Here is a 23195-nt window from a genome sequence, read left to right as displayed (position 1 = left end):
GTTACGCGGACGGCTCGGTCCCACGGCATGGGACACCGCCCGCATAGGTGCACGTGCCGCGCCGTTACGCGCACAGCGAAACCTTTAGGGTGGGCGGGGTGAATCGTCGGATCCTCACCCTGCTGGCCGCCCTCGTACCGGTCTTGGTGCTCGGCGTCCTCGGCACCGTGGTCACCGTGCCGTTCGTCGCGCTCGGGCCCGGCCCCACCTTCGACACCCTGGGCGTCTACGACGGCGTGCCGGTGGTCGAGGTGGAAGGCGCCGAGCTCGACAAGACGACCGGGCATCTGAACATGACCACCGTCTCGGTTCGCGACGGGCTGAACCTCTACGAGGCCTTCGGGTTCTGGGCGAGCGGCAAGCACGGCCTGGTCCCGCGCGCCGAGGTGTACCCGCCCGACGTGCCGCGCGAGGTCGTCGAGCGGTCCAACCAGCAGGAGTTCCGCAACTCCGAGAGCGCCGCCGAAGTGGCCGCGATGAACTACCTGAAGCTGCCGACCGCCGTGCTGGTGCGCGATATCGGCGAGGACAGCCCGGCGAAGGGCGTGCTCGAGCCCGGCGACGAGATCGTCAGCGTGGGCGGTGTGCCCGCGAACACGCCGGGTGACGTGGTGCACCAGACGAGCTCCCGCGCGCCGGGCAGCACGCTCACCGTGGTGTACCGGCGCGACGGCGTCGAGCGCAGCTCGGAGTTCGTCCTCGGCACCAACCCCGATGATGCGACCAAGGCCGCGCTCGGCGTGACCATCGGCACCGGCGCGCGCCCGCCGATCGAGGTGAGCTTCAATCTGGCCGATATCGGCGGCCCGTCGGCGGGCCTGATGTTCAGCCTCGCGCTGGTCGACAAGCTCAGTCCGGGCGAACTCGGCGGCGGCGACTTCGTAGCGGGTACCGGCACGATCGACACCGACGGGAAGGTCGGGCCGATCGGCGGCATCCAGTACAAGATGATGGCGGCCAGGGAAGCGGGCGCGCAGACCTTCCTGGTGCCCGCCGCCAACTGCAACGAGGCGAAGCAGCGTGTCCCGGACGGGCTGCGGCTGGTGAAGGTCGAAACTCTCGACAACGCCGTGCAGTCGCTGGCGGCGATCAACGCCGGTCAGGAAGCGCCCAGCTGCGGCTGAGCGCTTCCCGACCGGGCGTATCGGTCGGCCGAGGGGCGGGGCCGGGCGGGTTCAGTCGGTCAGTGTGTGGTGCAGCGCCTCGATGACATTGGACGCCAGGTTCGGGTAGGTCCGCAGGTCCAGATCGCCGAAGTCGTCGGCGTCGTCGTCGGGGCGCAACTGCAGCAGCGCCAGCGACACGCCCTCGCGCAGCACGGCGGCGAACAGCCGGGCCGAGCGGCGCTCCGGGTGTTCCAGGGCGGCGGCCCGCCCGGCGGCATCGGCGGCCTCGTGATCGGCGAGCAGCGGGCCGAGCGCGTCGTCGAGCGTGCTCTCCGCGTCCGGCGGCAGCACCACGATCTCCTGCACCAGGATGCAGCCGCGCACGGCGGGCGGCCAGGTGGTGGTAGCCAGGAATTCGTCCAACGCGATCGAGCCGCCGGTGATGTCCTCGGGCAGCGGCTCCTGCGCGATGGGAGTCAGTTCGTTGCCCTGGTCGATCTCGTCGAGCAGGTTGGGCTCGGCGGCGACCAGGTCGGCGGTCGGCACCAGCGCGAACATCTGCGGCGGTCTTCCCCAGCCCTCGCCGTCGGCGAACTCCGCCACCTCTCGGACGGCGCGGGACAGGACGAGTTCGGCGTGCAGATCTGCGGTCACTCCGCCATCCTTCCACCCGGTAGCGGCGAGCGGAGCAGAGCCGGTCGGAATGGCTTGCCCGAGTCGCCGGTCACGACCCCTACGGCGCTGTAATGTCCGTTTCCGTAGAGTGGGCGCGAACGGTCCCTGTGGATCGGACGCAACGTCGGACTGCGGCGCCCCGCCCCGGACAGGTGCGGGGGAGCCGCCGGACACCTGGAGTGTGGCATCGTGGGCATGCGGCCCCCAACCGGCTTACCTTCGCTGACGCGACGCAGCCGCGTGCTGCTGGTGGCGGCTGTCGTCGTGGCCGCGCTGTTGCTGTTCGGCCCTCGGCTGACCGACACCTATACGAACTGGCTCTGGTTCGGCGAAGTCGGCTTCCGCGACGTGTTCGTCACGGTGCTGTTCACTCGTATCGCGCTGTTCTTCGTGGTCGGGCTCTTCGTCGGCGCGTCGGTGTGGCTGGCGCTGCTGCTGGCCTACCGCACCCGGCTGCTGTTCGTGCCGCAGGGCGGGCCCAACGACCCGATCGCGCGCTACCGCGCCACCGTGACGGGCAGGCTCAAGACCTTCGGCATCGGCATCCCGGTGGTGCTCGGTGTGCTGTCCGGGCTGGTCGCGCAGTCCAACTGGGTGACCACTCAGCTGTTCCTCCACGGCGGCGATTTCGGCCAGAAGGATCCGCAGTTCGGCCTGGACGTCGGCTTCTACGCCTTCGATCTGCCGTTCTTCCGGATGGTGCTGAACTGGATGTTCGTCGCCGTGGTGATCGCGTTCTTCGCGAACCTGGTGACCCACTACATCTTCGGCGGCCTGCGCCTGACCGGTCGCGAAGGCCTGCTCACCCGGCCCGCGCGCATTCAACTGGCCGTCATCGCCGGTCTGTTCGTCCTGCTCAAGGCGATCGCCTACTGGTTCGACCGTTACGACCTGCTGTCCAGCTCCCGCAAGGAACCGACCTTCTACGGCGGCTCGTACACCGATATCAACGCCGTGCTGCCCGCCAAGCTGATCCTGCTGGCGATCGCGGTGATCTGCGCGCTGGCCTTCTTCGCCGGCGTGGTGCTGCGTGATCTGCGCGTGCCCGCGATGGCGGCGGCCCTGCTCGTGCTGTCCTCGATCCTGGTCGGCGCCGTCTACCCGCTGGTCATCGAGCAGTTCTCGGTGCGCCCGAACGCCGCGGACAAGGAGTCGGAGTACATCGAGCGCAATATCGCCGCGACCAGGCAGGCCTTCGGCATCACCTCCGACAAGATCGAGTACCAGGACTATCGGGGCGAAAGCTCCAAGAGCCCGCTCGAGGTCCCGGTCGACGCCGCCACCATCGGCAACGCTCGCCTGCTCGATCCCAATATCCTCTCGCCCACCTTCACCCAGCTCCGCCAGCTGAAGAACTTCTACGGCTTCCCGGAGTCGCTGGACATCGATCGCTACGAGATCGACGGCGCCGTCCAGGACTACATCGTCGCCGCCCGTGAGCTCTCGCCCGCGGCGCTGACCGGCAACCAGACCGACTGGATCAACAAGCACACGGTCTACACCCACGGCAACGGTTTCGTGGCCGCGCCGGCGAACCGGGTCAACAAGCCGCAGTCCGAGGATCCCAATGTCACCGGCGGTTCGTCGGACTCCGGTTATCCGATCTTCATGGTGAGCGACCTGTTCACCCCGAAGGACAATCAGGTCATCAAGGTCGATCAGCCGCGCGTCTACTACGGCGAGCTGATCTCGCAGTCCGACCCCGACTATGCGATCGTCGGCGCGACCGACAGCCAGGCTCCGCGCGAGTACGACTCCGACACCGCTCAGTACACCTACACCGGGGCGGGCGGCGTGCCGATCGGCAACTGGTTCAACCGGCTGGCCTTCGCCGCCAAGTACGCCGAGCGCAACATCCTCTTCTCCGAGGCCATCGGCAAGGACTCGAAGATCATCTACAACCGCAGCCCGCGGGACCGGGTGCAGAAGGTGGCGCCCTGGCTGACCGCCGACGGCAATGCCTATCCGGCGGTCGTGGACGGGCGGATCGTCTGGATCGTCGACGCCTACACCACCCTCGACGACTACCCGTACGCGCAGAAGACCTCGCTGGACGGCGCGGTCGAGGACAGCATCGACAAGAAGACCGGCCGCCTGCTGCCCCGCAAGGAGGTCAGTTACATCCGCAACTCGGTCAAGGCGACCGTGGATGCCTACGACGGCACCGTCACCCTCTACGAGGTCGACCCCACCGATCCCGTGCTGAAGGCCTGGCGCGGGGTGTTCCCGGATGCGGTGCAGCCGGAGAGCGCGATCAGCGATGAACTGCGCGCGCACTTCCGGTACCCGGAGGATCTGTTCAAGGTCCAGCGCGAGATGCTGACGAAGTACCACGTGGACAACCCGCGTGAGTTCTTCACCAACAACGCGTTCTGGTCGGTGCCCGCCGATCCCACCACCGAGGGCGGCAGCTTCAACCAGCCGCCGTACTACGTCCTGCTGGGCGACAAGGACAGCAAGGAGCCGGTCTTCAACCTGACCAGCGCGATGGTCGGCTACAACCGCCAGTTCCTGTCGGCCTACATCTCGGTGCGCTCCGATCCCGAGAACTACGGCAAGTTCACGATCCTGCGATTGCCGACCGACACCCAGACCCAGGGTCCGCAGCAGACGCAGAACACCATGACGACAGCGCCACAGGTCTCCCAGGAGAAGACCCTGCTGTCGAACTCGAACAAGATCAGATACGGCAATCTGCTGACCCTGCCGATCGCCGATGGCGGCATCCTCTACGTCGAGCCGTTCTACAACGAGCGCAATACGGGCCCGAACACGGCCACCTTCCCGCAGTTGCTGCGGGTGCTGGTGAGTTACCGCGATCAAGCGGGCAGCGTCAAGGTGGGCTATGCCTCGACCCTGGCCGAGGCGCTGAACCAGGTGCTGCCGGGTGCGGGCGCGCTCGCGACACCGCCGGGCGGTGATCCCGCGACCAGGCCGCGCCCCGGCACCGCCCCGCCGGTCGTCGAGGTCGCACCGCCCGCCAACGGCGGGGATCAGCAACCGCAGAGCACCCCGCCGCCGGCCGGTTCGTCGGGTAAGGACGCGGCGGCCGCCGAGCTCGATCGCAAGATCGAGGCTGTCCGTAATGCCATGCGCAGCGGCAACTTCGAGGACTTCGGCAAGGCGCTGGAAGATCTCGAGGCCGCGGTGAAGGCGTACCAGGACGCCGGCCGGTAGGGTCCGAAACGGCAAGCGGCGCCGTCGTCTTCGTGACGACGGCGCCGCTTCGCGTTGTGCCGGTGTGTGACTGCGGGTGTCAGCGACCCAGCGCGTGGGCGATCAGCCCACCGTGCTGTTCGAGCAGCTGCCGGTACTGGCCTTCCACGCCGTACTGCGCGGCCAGATCGCCGGCGGTGCGCTCCACCTGCTCGAAGACCGCGCGGCTCTGGTCCGGGACGGCGGGCAGGTTCTCGGGCAGCGGCGCGATCTCCGGCGCCGGTGCGGGTGCGGGCTCCGGTGCGGTGGTCAGGTACTGACCGCACACCGGCCAGGCGCCGACGCCCTGGGTGTTCAGGACGTTCTCGGCGACCCGGATCTGCTCTTCCTTGCTGGCGTTGTGGGCGTAGCCCGTGCCGCCGTTGGCGACCCACGTGCCGTGCGAGAACTGCAGGCCACCGTAGTAGCCGTTACCGGTGTTGATTCCCCAGTTGCCGCCGCTCTCGCACTGCGCGACGCCGTCCCAGTTGTGCGACGCGGCGGAGGCGGAAGCGGTGGACAGTCCGAACGGGATGGCGGCAAAGGCGCCGGTGGCGGCGACGAAGCCGAGCGCGCGAGTGCTGATCTTCCGGTTCTTGGTCATGGTGAGTTTCCCTCCCCGCGCCCGCCGGCCCGGCATGTCGCCACCGGGTCCCTGCCCCCGGGAGATCGGGGTTCCTCGGGTCGTGGGGCAGGGTTGCCGGTGTTCGACGATCCGAGGCTTGGCCCGTCTCGGTTGAGCCGGGCCGCACTGCGACGGTAACGAAACAATCTCGGAGGATCACGTCTTGATAACGCAGGGTTATTCGTGAAACAAACAGCTCGGATACTGCCGTCTTCGCTGGTTATGTGCTGTAAATCGAAGTCGGTGTCGTAGAGGTTATCCAAACGTTATGTGTGTGAGATCACCCCGAAATAGTGGTGCCGATCACGTTTACGGAGCGTCAATGTGTCGCAAGGCGTGTGTGGCGCGAAATTCCACCGTCGGCGAACAGGTCATCGACTCGTCGTCACCCGGCCGGCAGGATTCGGTGGCATCGCCCTGACCTGGGAATATGTCCGCCGACAAGGCGATTTGCCTTCTGTGTGCACCTGTGTGTAATGTTGTGGTTACCGACGCGGGGTGGAGCAGCTCGGTAGCTCGCTGGGCTCATAACCCAGAGGTCGCAGGTTCAAATCCTGTCCCCGCTACGACGGCTCGGGCCGGAGAGTTCACACTCTCCGGCCCGAGCCTTTTTGTTGTGTCCCGACCTGTTCGCGGCGATCGGCTGCCTCGTCGCCCCGACCGAAGTCGTGCCACTCCCGCCGATCCCGTCCCGGGCGTTCGGGCACGGGAAGCCCGGTAGACCGCGGAATCCGCCGGCTGCTCATCGGGTCCGGTCTCACGCCGCAGGGGCTCCATCTATCGAAGCCGGACCGGATGGCGAGGCCCGGCGAGTTCTTCGTGTACGCGCTGGACCTGGGTGGGGAAGCGGATCGAGGCTCAGGGCTGGTCGAGGAAGATCTCGAGGCGGGTGATGTGCAGTGATTTCGGGGCGAATTCGATCATGGCGACACCGTGGGCGGCGCCGATCTCGATCGAGGTGGTGATCCAGCGCCCTGCGGCGAGCATCTTCTCCCAACGGAGGTTGCGCGCGCGGTTGGTGAACTCCTCGACCGACACGCGGCGGCCCGCGGGCACGGCGATCTCTGCGCGGTCGCTGAGCAGTTCCCGCACGGCGGGCAGGTCGGTGTCGGCGGCGGCCGCGAAGAGCCGGCTCACGACGGATTTTCCCGCGCGCCCGACGCCGGTGAGGGCCTTGGTCATGCCCAGCGCGCCGCCGATGCCCTGATTGCGGATCAGGCGGGGGCCGAGGACGGCGGCGGCGCCGAGGCCGGGCAGGCCGGTGCGCAGCAGGCGCAGCACCATCGGGGCCAGCTCCCAGTGGGCGGCCAGGCGGGTGATCCGCAGGCCGCCGGGAGCGTCGGCGAGGTCATAGCGCAGGTGCATCGGGACCAGGACGGTCGCGCCGGTGGACATGGTGGTCTCGATGGACAGATCCCGGACCACGGTGTGGCCGGCGATCAGGTCGCGGTCGACGTGGAAGGCGATGGTGTTGGGCGCGATGAAGGTGTCGTAGAAGCGGCCTATGGCGGCCGGGCCGATGTGCGGGGTGGAGCCGACCGGGTCGTTGACGGCGGCGTCCGGGGCGAACAGGCCCACCCAGGCGTCCTTGTCGTGGGCCGCGACGGCGCGGGGGGAGGCCTGCACGGCTGCCGGCAGGTCGGCGGCGGTGGGCTCGGGCGGCATGACAGTCCTCCGTGATCGCGATCCGAACCGGGTGCGGCCCGGGATGCTCACATCGTAGAACGAGTTCTAGTTTTTCGATCGGGTGCGGTGGCCCCGGGTGATTCGGGCCACCGCAGCCCGGTCGATGCCGTCAGCTCTCCGGCGTGCCGTGCAGGTGGACGGGCAGGATCTGGTGACCGTTGGAGACGAAGCTGCCGATCGTCGGCAGCGTCGCCGGATCCTGGGCGAAGGCCAGCTTCGGGAACCGCGCGAAGAGTGCGGGCAGCGCGATGGACGCCTCCAGCCGGGCCAGCGGAGCGCCGATGCAGTGGTGCGCGCCGTGCCCGAAGGCGAGGTGGTCCTTCTTCTCGCGATGCACATCGAACCGGTCGGCGGTCTCGCCGTGTACCTTCGGGTCGCGACCGGCGCCGGCGTAGGAGGCCAGGATCGCCTCGCCCTTACCGATGGTCTGATCGCCGATCCGGATGTCCTCCACCGCGTAGCGCAGCGGCAGATGGGCGACCGGAGCCTGGTAGCGCAGTGTCTCCTCGATCACCTCCGACCAGCTCACCCGGCCCGCCATCGCGTCGGCGAGCTGCTCGGGATGGGTGAGCAGCGCGACGATCGCCTGATCGAGCAGGTTCACGGTGGTCTCGTGACCGGCGTTGATCGTCAGCATCAGGGTGTCGACGAGCTCCTTCTGGGTGAGCTGCGAACCCTCCTCGTCGCGGGTGGTCACGAGCACGCTGGTGATGTCGTCACCCGGGTTCTCGGTGCGGTAGGCGACGAGTTCGCTGACCAGGCCGTACATCTCGACGTAGTTGGCCATCGCGGCCTCGGGGCCGGTCGAGGTGTCGAAGTAGGTGTCCACGCACTTGCGCAGGCCGGGACCGAGGTGATCGGGCACGCCGAGCAGTTCGGTGATGACCTGGATCGGCACCGGGTAGGCATAGCTCTCCCGCAGATCGGCGATCCGGCCGGCCGGGGTGGCCTCGAGCGCGTCGAGCAACTCGGCGGTGAGCGCCTCGATGCGAGGACGCAGCGCGGTGGTGCGCCGGTGGGTGAACGCGGGCGCGACGAGCTTGCGCAGCCTGCGGTGATCGGCGCCGTAGGCGGTGAACATATTGTCCACCGCCACCCACGAGAACATCGGCCAGTCCTGGGTGATCTCGCCGTTGATGAAGGCGGACCAGTGCTGACGCGGATCCTTGGAAACCCGCGGGTCGGCGAGCAGGCTCTCGAGCGCGGCGGCATCGGTCGCCGACCAGGCGGGCACGCCGCCGGGCAGGGCGACCAGGGCGACGGGACCGCGGGCGCGGATGCGCGCCAGCTCACCCTGGATGTCCGCGCCGGTCACATCCAGTGGAATCGGCTCGCTTGTCGTATCAGCCACGGGGAGAGGCTCCTTCGTTGATCAGCAATCTGGGTGACGCAGAGAATTCAACCGGAAGAGCTGTCATCGCGCGATGGAAAGGTCCGGGGCGCCAAGTCAATTCGTTCGTGGGCACGGCCAGTTCCATCTCGGGGATGGCGTCGAGCAACTGGTCGATGGCGTCCTGGCAGACCAGGTAGGCGACCGAACGAGCCGGGCAGGCATGCGGTCCCGCGCCCCAGGCCAGATGCGAGCGATTGCCGGTGCGGTTGCCGCCCCGGATGGCCGGGTCGGTGTTGGCCGCGGTCAGGCCGACGAGCACCGGCTGGTGCGCGGGCAGCCAGGCGTCGTCGAGCAGGACGGGCTGTCGGGGGTAGCTGGTGCAGAAGTTGGAGATCGGCGGATCGTTGAAGAGCACCTCGTCGAGGGCGTCGCGGGTGGACAGCGCGCCGCCGAGCATGTTGCCGCCGAAGCGTTCGTCGGTGAGCATGAGCAGCAGCGTGTTGGCGATCAGGTTCTGCTGTGGTTCGATGCCCGCGCCGTAGAAGCTGATCAGGTTCGCCAGCAGCTCCTCGTCGGTGAGTGCGGACGGATGGTGAGCCATCCGCGAGGTGACGTCGTCGCCCGGCTCGGCGCGACGCATGTGGATCAGCTCCATCAGCGCCTCGCTGAGGGTCTGCATGCCCCAGGCCGCGTTCACCGTGTCGAAAAGCGCGGCCATGCCGGTGGCCACCCGCGCGCCGAGTTCGGTCGAGCACCCGACCATCTTGTTGAGGACCTCGAAGGCCAGCGGGAAGGCATACTGCGTCACCAGATCCGCCGATCCGGTGGTGCAGAACTCGTTGATCAGCGGGACCGCGATCCGCTCGACGGTGTTGTGCAGCGAGTGCAGATCGATGCCGTCGATGGCCGCCGTGTAGGCGTGCCGGTAGCGCAGATGCGCGGATCCGGTGTTACGCAACGCGTTCGGATACCACTCCATCATGGGCCGGATGGGGCTGTCCTCGGGGATGCTCTGCTGCCAGACCCGGGGATCGGCGGGGAAGTGCTCGGGGTCGTTGAGGACGCGCACCGCGGTCTCGTAACCGACCACGAGCGTGGCGGGGACACCGGGAGAGATCTCGATGGGAGCGAGAGAACCGTAGTGCTCGCGCATTTCGCGATAGAACCGGTGTGGATCGGCGGCGAACTCGGGGGTGTGCAGGGGTACGCGGGGGCCGTCGGTGTCGATCGGAGAACCGTGCTGCACAGGGCAGCCGGTGGGCTGCGAGGACGTGGCGGCTGTGGTGAACAACGATGGGTTGGTCAAGAATACGTCTCCCATTGGTGATCGGCGGAGACCCCACGGTAGCAGTCATGCGAGAAACGCTCGAGCGGTGAATCATTCACGCGAACTCGCTGCCGATTACTCCACCGGCAGGCGCGGCGAGGGCGGAAACTCCACCGGCAGAGCCGACAGGGCGCGATGGAAAGGTCCGCTTCGCCAGTGCAATCGGCTGGCGGGAACGGCCAGGCGAATTTCCGGCAGCGCGTCCATGAGCTGATCGATGGCGTCCTGACACACCAGGTAGGCGACCGAACGGGCCGGGCAGGCATGCGGTCCCGCGCCCCAGGCCAGATGCGAGCGGTTACCCGTGCGGTCGCCGCCCCGGATGGCGGGATCGGTGTTGGCCGCGGTCAGGCCGATCAGCACCGGCTGGTGCGCGGGCAGCCAGGCGTCGTCGAGCAGGACGGGCTGTCGGGGGTAGCTGGTGCAGAAGTTGGAGATCGGCGGATCGTTGAAGAGCACCTCGTCGAGGGCGTCGCGGGTGGACAGCGCGCCGCCGAGCATGTTGCCGCCGAAACGTTCGTCGCTGAGCATGAGCAGCAGCGTGTTCGTGATCAGATTCCGCTGCGGCTCGATGCCCGCGCCGTAGAAGGCCATGATCTGGGCGATCAGTTCCTCGTCGGTGAGTTGTGCCGGGTGCTGGATCAGCCGGGTGGTCACATCGTCGCCGGGCTCGGCGCGACGCAGCTGCACCAGCTCCAGCAGTGCCTCGGTGAGAGTCTGCATGCCCCAGGCGGCATTCACCGTGTCGAACAGCGCCGCCATGCCCGCGGGCAGGCGCCTGCCGAGCTCGGCCGGGCAGCCGACGATCTGGTTGAGCGCTTCGAAGGCGAGCGGGAAAGCGTACTGCGCCACCAGATCGGCGGATCCGGTGGTGCAGAAGTCGTTGATGAGCGGGATCGCGACGCGTTCGACGGTGCGGTGCAGGGTGTGCAGGTCGATGCCGTCGACGGCGGCGGTGTAGGCCTCGCGGTAGCGTTCGTGTGCTGTCCCGCTGCTGCGCAGGGCGTTCGGCAGCCATGCCATCATCGGCCGGACCGGGCAGTCCTCGGGGATGTCGCGCTGCCACACCCGGGGGTCGGCGGGGAAGTGCTCGGGATCGTTGAGGACGCGCACCGCGGTCGCGTAATCCACCACCAGGGTGGCGGGCACGCCGGGTGCTATCTCGACCGGTGCCAGAGAGCCGTGCGCCCTGCGCATCTCGCGGTAGAAATGATGCGGATCATCGGCGAACTCCTGGGTGAACAGCGCCACGCGAGGACCCTCGATCTCGGCCGGGGAGGCTGCACGGACCGGGCAGCCTCCGGACGGTGACGATGTGTCGATCGCGGAGAAAGACGACGTGTCGGTCAAGTGCATCTCCCAGGGTTCGCCTCGCGCCGTGCCCGGCCGGCGAATCCACCGTAACAGCGGTGACGCGCTGTTTCGGTGGATCGGGGCCACGCCGATAGCACATTTTCGCCGCAGGATTCGGGAATGTGCTGCGGCAGACCGGGACTCATCGGTTGTGGTAGCACTCACGCATTGATATGCCCTGGTCGGGAGAATGCGCCCACTCCGTCATCGCGTTGTTACCGAAGAGTACGGTCGAGGAAACGAGCGGTGGCGAGTCTCGGGTCATGAGGCCGACTTCAGCCCGACTGCGACTTCATTCCCTCGCGTGCGATGTGTGCGGGCGGTTGCCGCATCCGCCGCGCAAACGACTCGCGATCGCCAAACTGGCCGCGGTCTTCCCGGTGGAACTGCTGCTGCACGCGGCGGTGATCCGCTGGCATCCGCCGTATCTGGTGACCGTGCTGCTGCTGACCGTCATCACCACCATCCTGGTGATCTGGGTGGTCGAGCCCTCCGCCATGCGGTTGCTCGGCCGGTGGCTGCACAAGAGCGAGCTGCGGCTGCGCGAGACCGCCGATGCCGCGCCCGCGCTGTGGCGGATCCGGGTGCGCCTGGCCGATCGGCCGGGACAATTGGAGGCGCTGACCGCGCGGCTGGCGCACCGGCGGGTGAACATCCTGGCGGTGCACGTGCATCGGCTGGAATCCGATGTGCTCGACGAGCTGGTGGTCTCGGCGCCGGAGGAACTCGGCAAGCCCGCGCTGGAGGCCCTGCTGACCCAGGCCGGCGGCCGCGCGGTGGGCGTGTGGCGGGCGTCGGCGCTGACGCTGATCGACGGCCAGACCAAAGCCTTGGGTATCGCCGCGCGGGTCGCCGCCGATCCGGACGAACTGCCGCTCGCGGTAGCCGAACTGCTCGGCGCCCGCTATCTCGCCCCCGGCGCGGACCCCGGGCCGCCCGGACTGCCGGAGACCACCCTGGAACTGCCCCACGCCGATGCGGTGCTGCGGTTCGTCCGTGCCGACGAGCCGTTCACCCCGGCGGAAACCGCACGCGCGCATCGGCTGTGCGATCTGGCGCGTTCGGTGCGGCGGATCTGAGGGTCAGTAGCCGGCCGGGTCGGGGAGCGCGCCTTCGGCGGCGCGCAGGCGTTCGGCCATGGACGCGAGCAGATCGACGGACTCGCGGGACAGGCCGGCGGCGGCACGCAGGAGGTGGGCGAGTACAGGAGAGCTGAGCCTGTCCACGGCGCGCAGATCATCGGCGGGCAATTCCTGGGGGTGGAGATCCACGCGATGAACACCTTCCGACTGCTGGGATCGGCGGTGTGACCTGCGACGACCGGTTCTACTCCACCGTGACTGCCGCCGCTGGCACCGCACAACCGGACAGCATAGTCCGGTGGGAGCACCGCCGGGCGGGCATGAGCGGAACCCGGCTCCGGCGGTGCTGTCGCACCCAACCGGACGTCCGCCCCGCCGTGGCTGGATTCAGGACGAACGTCCACCCGAGATTCGGCGCAGGCGTCCGCTCGGATCGGTGCCTACCGGATCGCGGGGCGCCGGATCCGGTCGCGGGCCGCTGGTCGGACGGGCTGCTCGGAGCCGCTACGGGCCGCTGTGACCGCCGCCCCGATGTCCTCGGTGACGAGATCGGCGTTGATCCGGGCGGCCGCGTTGGCGCCCGCTGCCGCCGACGGGCCGACCTGCGCCGAGGGATCGGTGATATTGCCCGCGACCCATACGCCGTCGACCGCGGTAGCGCCTCCCACGGGGTCGGCGGGGATGTGCGTTCCCGAGCCCGACGGGTGGTCGACCGGGTGCAGGCCGAGGTCGGCGAGGAATCCGGCGCGGGCGATCATGCGAGGCGCGACCACCAGCGTCGTCCGGGCGACGACTTCGCCGTCCGTCAGGCGTACGCCGGTGATCCGGTCGTGCTCGACGTCGATGCCGGCGACCTCGCCCGGCACGACGCGGATGCCGCGGGCGGTCAGTTCCTCGGCCTGCTCGGCGGCGGGCGGGGCGGTGGTGTGGGTGAACAGCACGATGTCGTCGCTCCACTGCCGGAACAGTTGCGCCTGGTGGAGCGCGTGCGGGCCGGTGGCCAGCACGCCGATCGGCTGATCGCGCACCTCCCAGCCGTGGCAGTACGGGCAGTGCACGACATCGCGCCCCCAGCGTTCCCGCACGCCGGGGATGTCGGGCAGTTCGTCGACCAGTCCGGTCGTCACCAGCAGCCGACGGGCTCGCACGGTCCGTCCGTCGGCCGTGGTCACCTCGAAACCGGCCTCGGTCCGGCGCGCTCGCACCACCTCGCCGGCCTCGATCCGCCCGCCGTAGCGCAGCACATCCGCGCGGCCGCGCTCGAACAGATCCGCCGGCGCGATCCCATCGAGGCCGAACAGGGCGTGCACACCGTCGGCGAACCGGTTGCGCGCCGCGCCCGCATCCAGCACCAGCACCGATCGGCGTGCTCGGGCGAGCATCAGCGCGCCACCCAGTCCCGCGGCCGCGCCGCCGATCACCACCACGTCGTATCCGGCCATTTCCCGCTGCGCCGATCCTTGTCCATTTCCGGTCATCTCGACCACCTCCTCGGCGTCCGACTGTGCCGGACCTGCTACAGAATCGGCAATGTAATTTGCCGACGTGGCAAACTGGTAGGCGTGGATGAAGATCTGGACCAAGCGTTGGATGCGGTGGGGCCGCGGCTGCGTGCCCTGCGCAAGCAACGTGAGACCACGTTGAACGACCTGTCGGCTACCACCGGAATCTCGGTGAGCACCCTGTCGCGGCTGGAATCGGGCACCCGAAGGCCCACCCTGGAGTTGCTGCTCCCGCTGGCCAAGGCACACGGCGTCACCCTGGACGAGTTGGTCGGCGCGCCACCCACCGGCGACCCGCGCATCCACCTGCGCCCGGTGACCCGTTTCGGCATGACGATGCTGCCGCTGACCCGGCGCGCGGGCGGCATCCAGGCCTACAAGCTGATCATCCCCGCGGGCAGCGATCGGCGTGTGCCCGAGCCGAAGACCCACGAAGGCTACGAATGGCTCTACGTGCTGAACGGACGGTTGCGAATGGTCCTCGGCGAGCACGACCTGATTCTCGCGCCGGGTGAAGCCGCCGAATTCGACACCAGGGTGCCGCACTGGTTCGGCGCGGCCGACGAGCACCCGGTGGAATTCCTGAGCCTGTTCGGAAAACAGGGCGAGCGCGCCCACCTGCGCGCTCGCCCTGCGGCCTCGGAGTAGCCCCGATCCGGACCTCGACCCGCGCCCTCCCTGATGAGCGCGGGGCGAGGCCGGAGGAATCGGCGACGGCACCCGAGTTGCTCCCGGTGCGCGGCAGGAGGCTCTGCTCGGCCGCGCGATCGCCCGATCCGATCGTCCGGAGCGTTCGCCCGACGATCGGGACAGGCCCGAGAGCACGTCTGTGTTCGGTACCCCGGTGTTCTAGCCGCGGCCGAACAGGCCGCGTCGCCCGGCGCGCTCGCCCAGCTCGGCGCCGCGTTCCTTGGCGATGTCGGCCAGTTCGGCGCTGCGGTGCCTGGCGATGTCGCTCAGTTCGGCGCCGCGATGCCTGGCCCGATCACCGAGTTCTGCGCCGCGCTCCTTGGCCACCTCCGCGAGCCCTGCGCCGCGATGCTTGGCGAGGCTGCTGAATTCGGCGCCGCGATGCTTGGTCCGGTCGCCGAGTTCGGCGCCGCGTTCCTTGGCGATGTCGGCCAGTTCGGCGCTGCGGTGCTTGGCGATGTCGCTCAGTTCCGCGCCGCGGTACTTGGCGCGACCACTCAACTCGGCGCCCCGTTCCCTGGCCACTTCGGCGAGTTCGGCCCCGCGTTCTTTGGCGGTCTCGGCCAGTTCGGCGCCGCGTTCCTTCGCGGTGAGCGCCAGCGGTGCGGTGCGCTCCTTGGCGGTTTCCGCCAGTGGGACGGCGCGTTCCTTGGCCGCGCTGACCAGGGCGGCCCCGCGTTCCTTGGCGGTCGCGGCCCATTCGGGGCCGTGTGTCTGGACCGTCCCGGCCAGCTCGGAACCCTTCGCCGCCGCCACCGAGCCGAGTTCCTTCGCGCGCTCGGCGGCGTCGTGGGCGTAGTGCTGCAGCGCCTCGCCGGTGCTGCCCTCGCCCGCGCTCGCCCCGAAGGGCAGGGCGGCGGAGACACTCGCGGCGGCGGTGCGGGCGGCCCGGCGGCCGCGCCAGCCCAGTGAGGGCTTGCCCTCGGTGTCGGCGCCCGCGATGAGCAGACCGCCGAGCAGGCTCACATCCTTGATGAACGCGGTGCGTTTTGCCTGTTTCTTGTCGGGGTCCGGCTCGGCCCAGAAATTCTGCTGGGTGACCGTGGAGGGCAGCACGGAAGCGGCCAGCACGATCGAGGCCAGCCGGGGAGCCTTGCCGAGCGCCAGCAGTACGCCGCCGGAGACCTGCGCGACGGCGTTGACCTTGATGACGGTGTCCGGGTCGGCGGGCAGCCGGCTCGCCACGCTCTCCGGAAGCGCGGCCGCGGCTTTGGCGCGCGGCTCGGGGTTCATCAGCGTGTCGACCCCGTCATAGACGAAAGCGCTCGCCAGCAGCGGTCGGGCAAGTCGGCGCAGCAACATGGAACGTCACCCCTTCCTCGGTGGTTTATCCCGGGCCGGATTCCCTGGTCCGGCCGCGTCAAACACGGCGAGGTCACCCGGTGTTCAGTTCGCGCGCAGAAACCTTCCGGTACGCCGGACGCCGAGCGTCTCGGTCGCGACGCCCTTGCCGAAGACGTACTCACCGCCGACGAACACGGCCTCGACCGCGGCGTCGTTGCGGTTCACCATGCGCTCGAGATTGCCGTACTGCGCCACCGGCGCCTCGGCATAGGCGTCGAGCGCGTCGTCGAGACGGGCCGGATCGAGCAGGACCAGATCGGCCCGATCGCCTTCGCGCAACCGGCCCGCGTCGATGCCGTACCACTCACCGAGTTCGCCGGTCAGCCGGTGCACCGCCCGCTCCATCGACAGCACCGGCCTGCCCGCCCGCTCGGCGTCGTACATGCGTCGCAGGAACCGCAGGCCGAAGTTGTAGAAGGCCATATTGCGCAGATGCGCGCCCGCGTCGGAGAAGCCCATCTGCACACCGGGATCCGCGGCGAGGCGGTCGAGCATCTCGGGCCGGTGACCGGAGATGGTGGTGCGCCAGCGCAGCTTCTCGCCGTGCTCGACGACCAGGTCGAGGAAGGCGTCCACCGGATGCAGGCCGCCACGGTCGAGCCCGACCCGACCGAACGACTTGCCGATCACCGACGGATCGGGGCAGTCGACGATCTCGGCGTCGAAGAAGTCGCGATGCCACACTCGCGGCCCGAACTTCTTGTCGTAGTCCTTGCGGAAGCGCCGACGGTAGTCCGGGTCGGCGAGCATCTCCCGGCGCCGCTCGACCTGGTTGGACAGGTGCATGGCGGCCGCGCCGGAACCGAACTCCTCGAAGATGACCAGGTCGATCCCGTCGGCGTAGACCTCGAACGGCACCGGCAGATGCTGCCAGCGGAAGTTCGCGCCGAGGCCGTTGAGCACCTTGGACATCATCGCGAAGATCCGGATCACCGGCAGCGCCTTGAGATCGGCGGCCGAGAGCAGGCTGACCTTCAACGAGCGGCGCCACAACCCCAGGCTGCTCGCCGCCATCACACCGATGGTGTGCGGGCGCGAGGCGTCCGGGCCGCCCTGTAGCACCCGGCCGCGCTTGCGCAGGATCGAGTTCAGCCTGCGCTTCTCCTTCGTGGTGGCGAAGGTCGAGGGCAGCGTGCGTGAGCGGCAGAACTCGCCGTCGAGCTTGTCGAAGCGCAGTTGCTGCGAGGACATGCCGACGAAGCCCGCGTCCAGCGCTTCTTCCAGCCAGCGCGCCATCGTGTCGAGTTCGGCGGCTCGAGGGCGCACGTCGGTACGGGTGGCGCGGTCCAGTCCCATGGCGGCCGCGCGCATGTCGGAATGGCCGATGAAGGCCGCCACATTCGGGCCGAGCGGCAACTGCTCGAGCGCCTGCGCGTACTCGCCCGCGCTCGTCCAGGATTTGAACCGGTCGAGCGCGCCGATCACATGGCCGCGGGGGATCGCTTCCACCCGGCCGAACAGATCGCCCGCCGTCTCCGCGCCGACGTGCACCGTCGAGATCGAACAGGACCCGACCAGCACGGTCGTGATCCCGTGCCGCAGCGATTCGAGCAGCGCGGGTGAGCCCAGGATCTCCACGTCGTAGTGGGTGTGGATGTCGAGCATGCCGGGCAGCACCCACTTGCCGGTGCCGTCGATGATGCGCGGGCAGCGGGTCTTGTCCAGCGGCTCGGCCGAGACCGCTGCGACCCGGCCGTCGCGCAACCCGAGGTGGCGGATCGCCGAGGGCGCACCGGTGCCGTCGAACCAGCGGGCGTTCTCGATGATGGTGTCGTACATGATGATCCGATCCTCAGGGCGCGGTGAACATGTCGGTCAGGCCCGCCCGCACGACCTTTCCGGTCGCATTGCGCGGCAGCGCGGCGGTGGTGACCAGCCAGCGGGCGGGCACTTTGTAGTACGCCAGCCGCTCGGCGGCGAAGGCGCGCAATTCCTCGATTCCGATGTCGTGACCGACCACGACGAGAGCGGCGACCTGCTGGCCGAGATCGTCGTCGGGCAGGCCGAGCACCGCGCATTCCACGACGGCGGGATGCTCGTCCAGGCACTGCTCCACCTCGGTCGGGTAGACGTTCTCCCCACCGCGCAGGATGAGATCCGAACGCCTGCCCGACAAGCGCAGCAGGCCGTTGTCGACGGTGCCGAGGTCGCCGGTGCGCAACCAGCGATCCGGGGTGATCGCGGCGGCGGTCGCGGCCGGGTCCGCCCAGTAGCCGAGCATGACGTACGGACTGCGGACCCAGACCTCGCCCTCGCTCCCCACGCCCGCGGGTTCGCCGGACTCGTCGCGGATGTCCAGTTCCACGCCGATGATCGGCCTGCCCACGGTGTCGGGGAACTCGGCCAGCTCGGCCGGGGTGGCCAGGGTCGCCGCGGTCGCGCACTCGGTCATGCCGTAGCTGGTCGACAGCGCCGTGCGCGCGACCGGGATCCGCTCGCGCAACTGCCGGTGCAGCGCGGCGGGGGAGGGCGCGGAGTTCAGCGACAGCGAGGCCAGCGAGGACAGGTCGTGGCGTTCGATCTCGGCGGCGAGCAGCCGGTGCACCATCGTCGGCATGGCGCCCCAGTTGGTGATGCGTTCCCGCTCGATCAGGCTCGCCACCCGCTCGCCGTCGAAGGCGCCGCGGTAGAAGACGGCGGTATCGCCGGTGGCCATCCTGGGCAGCACCAGATTGTGCAGGCTGGCGATGTGGAACAGCGGTGAGGTGAGCAGGAAGCGGCGGCCCCGGGGTGCGTCGTCGTGGCCGCGACCGGCGAAGGCCGCGGCCAGCGCGTCGTTGAACCGGTGGTGGTCGATGACGGCGATCAGGTTGCGATGCGAATGGACAGCGCCCTTGGGTCGTCCGCTGGTGCCGCTGGTGTAGAGGATGACGGCCGGATCGTCCTCGGCCACCGCGGTTTCGGGGAGTTCCGCGCCGGCGAAGTCCGCCGAGAACGCCGGCACGTCGTGCTCGATGCTCAGTACCGGCACCGTGTGCTCCACCTCCGCCAGGCGTTCGGCGCGTTTCGCGTCGGCGACCAGCACGGCGGGGCGGGTGTGGCCGAGCGCGTAGGCGATCTCCCGCGGCGTCCACCAGGCGTTGTAGCCGACCGCGACGGCGCCGAGGCACTGGCAGGCCCAGAACACCTCGACCCACTCCGGGGAGTTGGCGGCCAGGATCGCCACCCGGTCGCCCCTGCCGACGCCGTAGCGTTCGCGCAGCGCGACGGCCAGCGCCGCGACCTCGGCGAGATGGTCGCGGTAGGAGACGCGCCGGCTGTCGTCCACCAGGTATGCGCGCTCGCCCAGCCGTGCCGACTCGGTCAGCACCGCGCGCAGCGCGCGATGCCGATGCGTGAACACCGGCATCGTGACGCCGAGGACATCCTCGGGGCCGATCTCGAACGGCTCGCCCCGCGCGGTCAACCGGGATACCAGCTCTTGGCGAACGGCTTGCCGATCAGTGGTCATGGGACCAGCACCGCCCGTCCGCGCACCAGCCCGCGATCGAGCCGGTCGATGGCTTCGCGGCCGTCGGTGAGCTCGTAGGGCTCGACCTCGACCCGCAGCTTGCCCGACTGGGCCAGGGCGATGGATTCGACCAGGTCCGACCGGGTGCCGCCGTAGGATTTGCGGATCGACGCGCCCCACGGCCAGCCCGCACCGCTCGCGGGCCCCGCGCTGATCTCCGGGGTCCCGCCGCTCAGCCCGATCATCCGGTAGGCCCCGTTGGGCGCCACCGACTCCACCGCGAGCCGGGCCGTCTGGTCGGCGCCGACGAAGTCGAAGACCGCCTCGGCGCCGCGTCCGCCGGTGCGGTCGAGGATCAGCGCGGCGGTGTCCTCGCCGATCACCAGCCCCTCGTCGGCGCCGTTGGCGGTGGCGAGGGCGAGTTTGTCCTCGCTGAGATCCACCGCGAGGACCCTCGCGGCGGTGGTGGCGGCCAGGATCTGCACCGCCACGTGGCCGAGGCCACCGACGCCGATGACCACGGCGGTCGAGCCGGGCAGCAACTGCTCCCTGGCCCCGGCGACGGCGTGATAGCTGGTCAGCGCCGCGTCGGCCAGCGGCGCGGCCTGCAGGAAATCGAGATCACCGATCGGCACGAAGGCGCGCGCCGGGATGCGCACGTACTCGGCCATGCCGCCGTCGCGGTCGAGGCCGGGACTGGGCGGCATGGCGGCTCGGCCTGCCGCGAGGCAGACGTTCTCGTTGCCCCGCAGGCACTCCCGGCACACCCCGCACGACCAGCACGGATACACCACGCCGCGGGCGCCGATCGCCGGAGTGACGACCTCGGCGCCGACCGCCTCGACGGTGCCCGCGATCTCGTGCCCCAGCGTGAGCGGCGCGGTGCGCCGCCGGTCGGTCGACGCGACGATGTTCAGGTCGGAGTGGCAGATGCCCGCCGCGCCCACCCGCAACAACACGTCGGCGGGGCCGATCTCGGGTACCGGCACCGTCCTGAGCTCGAGGGTGCCCGGTCCGGTCACCTGGAGTGCGTGCATCAATATGATCGTCCTCGTCCGATTGTGACGTGGGCAATAAGTTAACAGTGTTCGTCGGAGCGGCGCCAGCACCCGGAAGGGCGCAGGTGCCCGCCGCCTGTGCGCGCTGTCGGTGCCGTGCGGCATCATCTGGGGCACGCAGCCGTCCCATGATCGTCCGGAGTCCGCCATGCCCTCACCGCGAACAAAGCCCACGCCGTTGTCCGACAGCGAGATACAGCACATCGCCGCGGAGATCGCGGCGGGCCGCCCACCGATGGTGTGGTTCACCGCCGCCGCTGTCGGAGTACCCGAAGGCCGGTCGGGAAAGGTTGTCGCCCTGGGTGATCCGGCCGAGGGCGACTTCCTTCAGGTGCGTCCCACCGGCTCGAAGGATGTGCTGTCGTTCTCACCGGTCGAAGTGACCGTGACCAAGCCGCCTCGCGAGAAGGCGGCCACCGCACCAGGGCGGGCCGAACCCGCCCCGAGAAAGGAAACCCCTGTGACCCAGTCGCCGAGTCCGACGAGCGCATCCGCGGCCGAGAAGAGTGCGCCGCGTCCCGCTCAGGACGCCGCGAAGCCCCAGCCCGCGAAAACCGCGGCGCCCGCGGCGGATCCGGCCGCGTCGAGCAAGCCGGCGCCGGCCAAGGCCGCGAAGGCTCCCGCGCGCAAGGCGAAGACGCCCGAGGTGACGGTCACCCTGGCGGGCACCGCCGACGGTGAGTGGACGGTGGAGGTCGTCACCGGGAAGAAGCGCTCGGTGCGTGGTCTGCCGGTGAGCAGCGCCGCCGTCGCCCAGGCCGCCAAGCTGCTCCATCCGGAAGTCGCCGAGGTTGTCGCGGGCGTGCTCGACGCGGCCAGAGAAGCGCAGCTGGCGAAGGTCGCGCAGTTGCAGGCCGAGTTGGAAGCGGCCAAGCGCGCGTTGGACGATCTCGACGCCTGACCGCACGGGGCGGCGCGGCTCAACCCATGCGCCCGGCGGTCTGCCTTCCGGTACGCCGGAGCCAGGTGGTCAGCGTGGTGGCAGCTGCGCCGGGGGCGGGCGCGCCGGTGCTTCCGGTCGCCTCGCCGGGGGCCGTCCTGCTCGCCGCGGTGACGGCCGCGGCGAACCCGGGCGTCGCGGATCCGGTGGAAGCCCTTGCGGTAGTGGTCGATTCCGGCATCGTCTCGTCCGCCGCCGGCGCAGACGAGACGCTCGCCGGTCGGTTACCGCGACCCATGACGGGCAAGCCGTCGAGGCCCGCGTAGGCCGCCGCGCTATCGGCCCGTTCGGCGGGATCGCGATCGGCGGCGGGGACCTCGACGACGGTGTTCGGGTGGAACGCGTAGCCGAGGGCGCGTTCCTTGGCGTGATACATGGCCGCATCCGCGTCCCGGATGAGGTCGTCGACGAGCACGCCCTGCCTGCCGCTCGGGGTGCTCGCGATGCCGATGCTCGCGGTCACCCGCACTTCTCCGGCACTGAGCGCGAAGGGCGTGGTGAACGCCGCGAGCAGGCGTTCGGCGAGGGCAGCGGAATCCTGCGCGGGGCACGGGGCGAGCACCACGAATTCGTCACCGCCGTAGCGGGCCACGATCGGATCGCGGCCCGCTACCCGGCGGATGCGGGCCGCGGCGTCGGCGATCAATTCGTCGCCGACCGCGTGGCCGTAATTGTCGTTCACCCGCTTGAAGCCGTCGAGGTCGATGAAGAGCAGGCCGAGGGGGCCCGGTCGCCACGGCGTGTGCTCGCGGGAGAGCGCCCGCAGCAGCGCCGAACGATTCAGCAGGCCGGTCAGCATGTCGTGATCGGCCTGGTACTGGGCGCGGCGCTCACTGCGCTGACTGCGCTGGATGGCGCGTTCGCTGCGCAGCAGCACCCCGATCAGCAGGAGCGCGAACAGCGAGGACACCACGACCCGGTCGGTGCTGTTCAGGGTGGAGCCGAGCACCGGCACCAGAGATGCCACGATCAGCGCGCCCGCGATCACACTCGCGCGCTGCCTGGACCGGTGTGGATGGATCCGGTGTGGCCCGCCCAGCGCCGCCATGGTCGGGTGCAGTGCCGCGATCCCGATCGCGGCGTAGGCCAACAGCATCGGTGTGCGCTGGACGACCGGAGCGGCCGGCGCCAGCCCGGCGTGGTCGAGGTTGTGCACCAGGTCACCGACGAGCACGGCGGCCAGCCCCAGATGCAACAGGCGCAGCGAGACTTCCGATCGTCCGACCGTGGCGACCGAATGCGCGAGAAGGGCGAGCAGCACCGCGCCCAGCAGCGGATGACCGATCAGCAGCCCGGCGGTCACCGGCGTGGCGGAACCCACGGCGGGTGAGATCAGGAAGGTCCAGGAGGCGAGCAGCGCCGCCAGTCCGATGAGTGTCGAGTCAAGCGCGAGATCGTAGTCGCCACGCAACCGCCGCGGCCGCAGCCAGGTGGCGACCGCCGCGGCCATGACGCAATATGCTGCGAGCAGGCAGATATCGGCGCTCTGATCCGCGGCGGCATCGAGATCGCGCAAGGCCGAACCCGCCGCGAACAGCCCCGCCGAACCCGACAACAGATACCAGGGCAGCGGTCGCGCGGGCCGGTGCGTGCGCAACCCGCAGCCGATCATGACCATGGCGCCCGTCACGACGACCAGCATCGTCACCAGCGACAGCGAGCGCCCGCCGACCAGCAGCGGCACCGTGACCACGGCCGACCAGACGGCCAGAAGCATGACGCAACAACGCGTTCGGAAATTGCCCAGGCGACTTTCCGGAGCTGTCTCGATCACTGTCATCAACCCCCCTCGGCCTTGACGACGCGGTCATCTGTGCGGCAGGCCGCA

18 protein-coding genes and 1 tRNA gene are annotated in these 23195 nt (G+C 69.6%); 6 read left to right on the top strand and 13 right to left on the bottom strand.

Annotated elements, in window-relative coordinates; all coding sequences use genetic code 11:
• The first annotated feature begins 98 nt into the window (after nucleotides 1-98).
• Nucleotides 99-1124, top strand: coding sequence for a YlbL family protein (locus ON26_RS20645; RefSeq protein WP_040797862.1), 1026 nt, complete (start codon nucleotides 99-101; stop codon nucleotides 1122-1124).
• A gap of 51 nt (nucleotides 1125-1175) precedes the next feature.
• Here ON26_RS20645 and ON26_RS20640 read toward each other — a convergent pair whose 3' ends face one another.
• Nucleotides 1176-1760, bottom strand: coding sequence for a PPA1309 family protein (locus tag ON26_RS20640; RefSeq protein ID WP_040797861.1), 585 nt, complete (start codon nucleotides 1758-1760; stop codon nucleotides 1176-1178).
• 210 nt (nucleotides 1761-1970) lie between these two features.
• On the opposite strand from ON26_RS20640, the gene ON26_RS20635 reads away from it, so the two are divergent.
• Nucleotides 1971-4958, top strand: a complete 2988-nt coding sequence (locus tag ON26_RS20635; protein ID WP_040797860.1) for a UPF0182 family protein — start codon at nucleotides 1971-1973, stop codon at nucleotides 4956-4958.
• 79 nt (nucleotides 4959-5037) lie between these two features.
• On the opposite strand, the gene ON26_RS20630 is transcribed toward ON26_RS20635, so the two are convergent.
• Nucleotides 5038-5580, bottom strand: coding sequence for a transglycosylase family protein (locus ON26_RS20630; protein ID WP_040797876.1), 543 nt, complete (start codon nucleotides 5578-5580; stop codon nucleotides 5038-5040).
• A gap of 513 nt (nucleotides 5581-6093) precedes the next feature.
• Here ON26_RS20630 and ON26_RS20625 point away from each other — a divergent pair.
• Nucleotides 6094-6167: transfer RNA gene (locus ON26_RS20625), tRNA-Met, on the top strand.
• Nucleotides 6168-6459: 292 nt separating this feature from the next.
• Here ON26_RS20625 and ON26_RS20620 read toward each other — a convergent pair.
• The 4 genes from ON26_RS20620 to ON26_RS20605 all read right to left on the bottom strand — a co-directional run bounded on the left by ON26_RS20620 (nucleotide 6460) and on the right by ON26_RS20605 (nucleotide 11303).
• On the bottom strand, nucleotides 6460-7266 hold the full coding sequence (locus ON26_RS20620; protein WP_040797859.1) for a nuclear transport factor 2 family protein: 807 nt from the start codon (nucleotides 7264-7266) through the stop codon (nucleotides 6460-6462).
• 130 nt (nucleotides 7267-7396) lie between these two features.
• Complete coding sequence (locus ON26_RS20615) at nucleotides 7397-8638, bottom strand: cytochrome P450 family protein (RefSeq protein ID WP_040797858.1); 1242 nt, start codon at nucleotides 8636-8638, stop codon at nucleotides 7397-7399.
• The gene (locus tag ON26_RS20610) at nucleotides 8631-9941 is read right to left on the bottom strand and encodes a cytochrome P450 family protein (RefSeq protein ID WP_051027300.1); all 1311 of its coding nucleotides are present in this window, start codon (nucleotides 9939-9941) and stop codon (nucleotides 8631-8633) included. The genes ON26_RS20615 and ON26_RS20610 overlap by 8 nt, the downstream gene beginning before the upstream one ends.
• An 81-nt stretch (nucleotides 9942-10022) precedes the next feature.
• A complete protein-coding gene (locus ON26_RS20605; protein WP_051027299.1) occupies nucleotides 10023-11303 on the bottom strand; it encodes a cytochrome P450 family protein in 1281 nt (426 codons plus the stop codon).
• A gap of 260 nt (nucleotides 11304-11563) precedes the next feature.
• Between ON26_RS20605 and ON26_RS20600 the strand changes: the two genes are divergently transcribed.
• Nucleotides 11564-12379 (top strand): amino acid-binding protein, encoded by an 816-nt coding sequence (locus ON26_RS20600; protein ID WP_040797857.1) that lies wholly within the window; start codon nucleotides 11564-11566, stop codon nucleotides 12377-12379.
• Between the two features lie 3 nt (nucleotides 12380-12382).
• Here the strand turns inward: ON26_RS20600 and ON26_RS20595 are convergent, their stop codons facing one another.
• On the bottom strand, nucleotides 12383-12571 hold the full coding sequence (locus ON26_RS20595; protein WP_040797856.1) for a hypothetical protein: 189 nt from the start codon (nucleotides 12569-12571) through the stop codon (nucleotides 12383-12385).
• Nucleotides 12572-12822: 251 nt separating this feature from the next.
• Complete coding sequence (locus tag ON26_RS20590; protein WP_083884246.1) at nucleotides 12823-13860, bottom strand: NAD(P)/FAD-dependent oxidoreductase; 1038 nt, start codon at nucleotides 13858-13860, stop codon at nucleotides 12823-12825.
• An 84-nt stretch (nucleotides 13861-13944) separates the two neighbouring features.
• Here ON26_RS20590 and ON26_RS20585 point away from each other — a divergent pair, with 84 nt between their 5' ends.
• Nucleotides 13945-14532, top strand: a complete 588-nt coding sequence (locus ON26_RS20585) for a helix-turn-helix domain-containing protein (protein ID WP_040797855.1) — start codon at nucleotides 13945-13947, stop codon at nucleotides 14530-14532.
• A gap of 201 nt (nucleotides 14533-14733) precedes the next feature.
• On the opposite strand, the gene ON26_RS20580 is transcribed toward ON26_RS20585, so the two are convergent.
• The 4 genes from ON26_RS20580 to ON26_RS20565 all read right to left on the bottom strand — a co-directional run bounded on the left by ON26_RS20580 (nucleotide 14734) and on the right by ON26_RS20565 (nucleotide 20406).
• Nucleotides 14734-15876, bottom strand: a complete 1143-nt coding sequence (locus ON26_RS20580; RefSeq protein WP_040797854.1) for a DoxX family protein — start codon at nucleotides 15874-15876, stop codon at nucleotides 14734-14736.
• An 84-nt stretch (nucleotides 15877-15960) separates the two neighbouring features.
• Entirely contained in the window at nucleotides 15961-17697 is a 1737-nt protein-coding gene (locus ON26_RS20575; protein ID WP_245545926.1) for an N-acyl-D-amino-acid deacylase family protein, read from the bottom strand.
• Nucleotides 17698-17710: 13 nt separating this feature from the next.
• Nucleotides 17711-19369 (bottom strand): steroid-24-oyl-CoA synthetase, encoded by a 1659-nt coding sequence (casG, locus tag ON26_RS20570; RefSeq protein ID WP_040797852.1) that lies wholly within the window; start codon nucleotides 19367-19369, stop codon nucleotides 17711-17713.
• Nucleotides 19366-20406, bottom strand: coding sequence for an NAD(P)-dependent alcohol dehydrogenase (locus tag ON26_RS20565; RefSeq protein ID WP_040797851.1), 1041 nt, complete (start codon nucleotides 20404-20406; stop codon nucleotides 19366-19368). The genes casG and ON26_RS20565 overlap by 4 nt, the downstream gene beginning before the upstream one ends.
• 169 nt (nucleotides 20407-20575) lie before the next feature.
• Between ON26_RS20565 and ON26_RS20560 the strand changes: the two genes are divergently transcribed.
• Nucleotides 20576-21328 carry a DUF6319 family protein gene (locus ON26_RS20560; RefSeq protein WP_040797850.1) on the top strand — a complete coding sequence of 251 codons (753 nt, stop codon included), beginning with the start codon at nucleotides 20576-20578 and terminating at the stop codon, nucleotides 21326-21328.
• A 19-nt stretch (nucleotides 21329-21347) separates the two neighbouring features.
• Here ON26_RS20560 and ON26_RS20555 read toward each other — a convergent pair whose 3' ends face one another.
• Complete coding sequence (locus ON26_RS20555; protein WP_051027297.1) at nucleotides 21348-23084, bottom strand: GGDEF domain-containing protein; 1737 nt, start codon at nucleotides 23082-23084, stop codon at nucleotides 21348-21350.
• Between the last annotated feature and the right edge of the window lie 111 nt (nucleotides 23085-23195).

Source organism: Nocardia higoensis NBRC 100133 (assembly GCF_000308595.1).
Classification (GTDB): domain Bacteria; phylum Actinomycetota; class Actinomycetes; order Mycobacteriales; family Mycobacteriaceae; genus Nocardia; species Nocardia higoensis.
The sequence above is the reverse complement of the archived record's forward strand: the minus strand, read 5'-3'. Positions and strand labels throughout refer to the sequence as shown.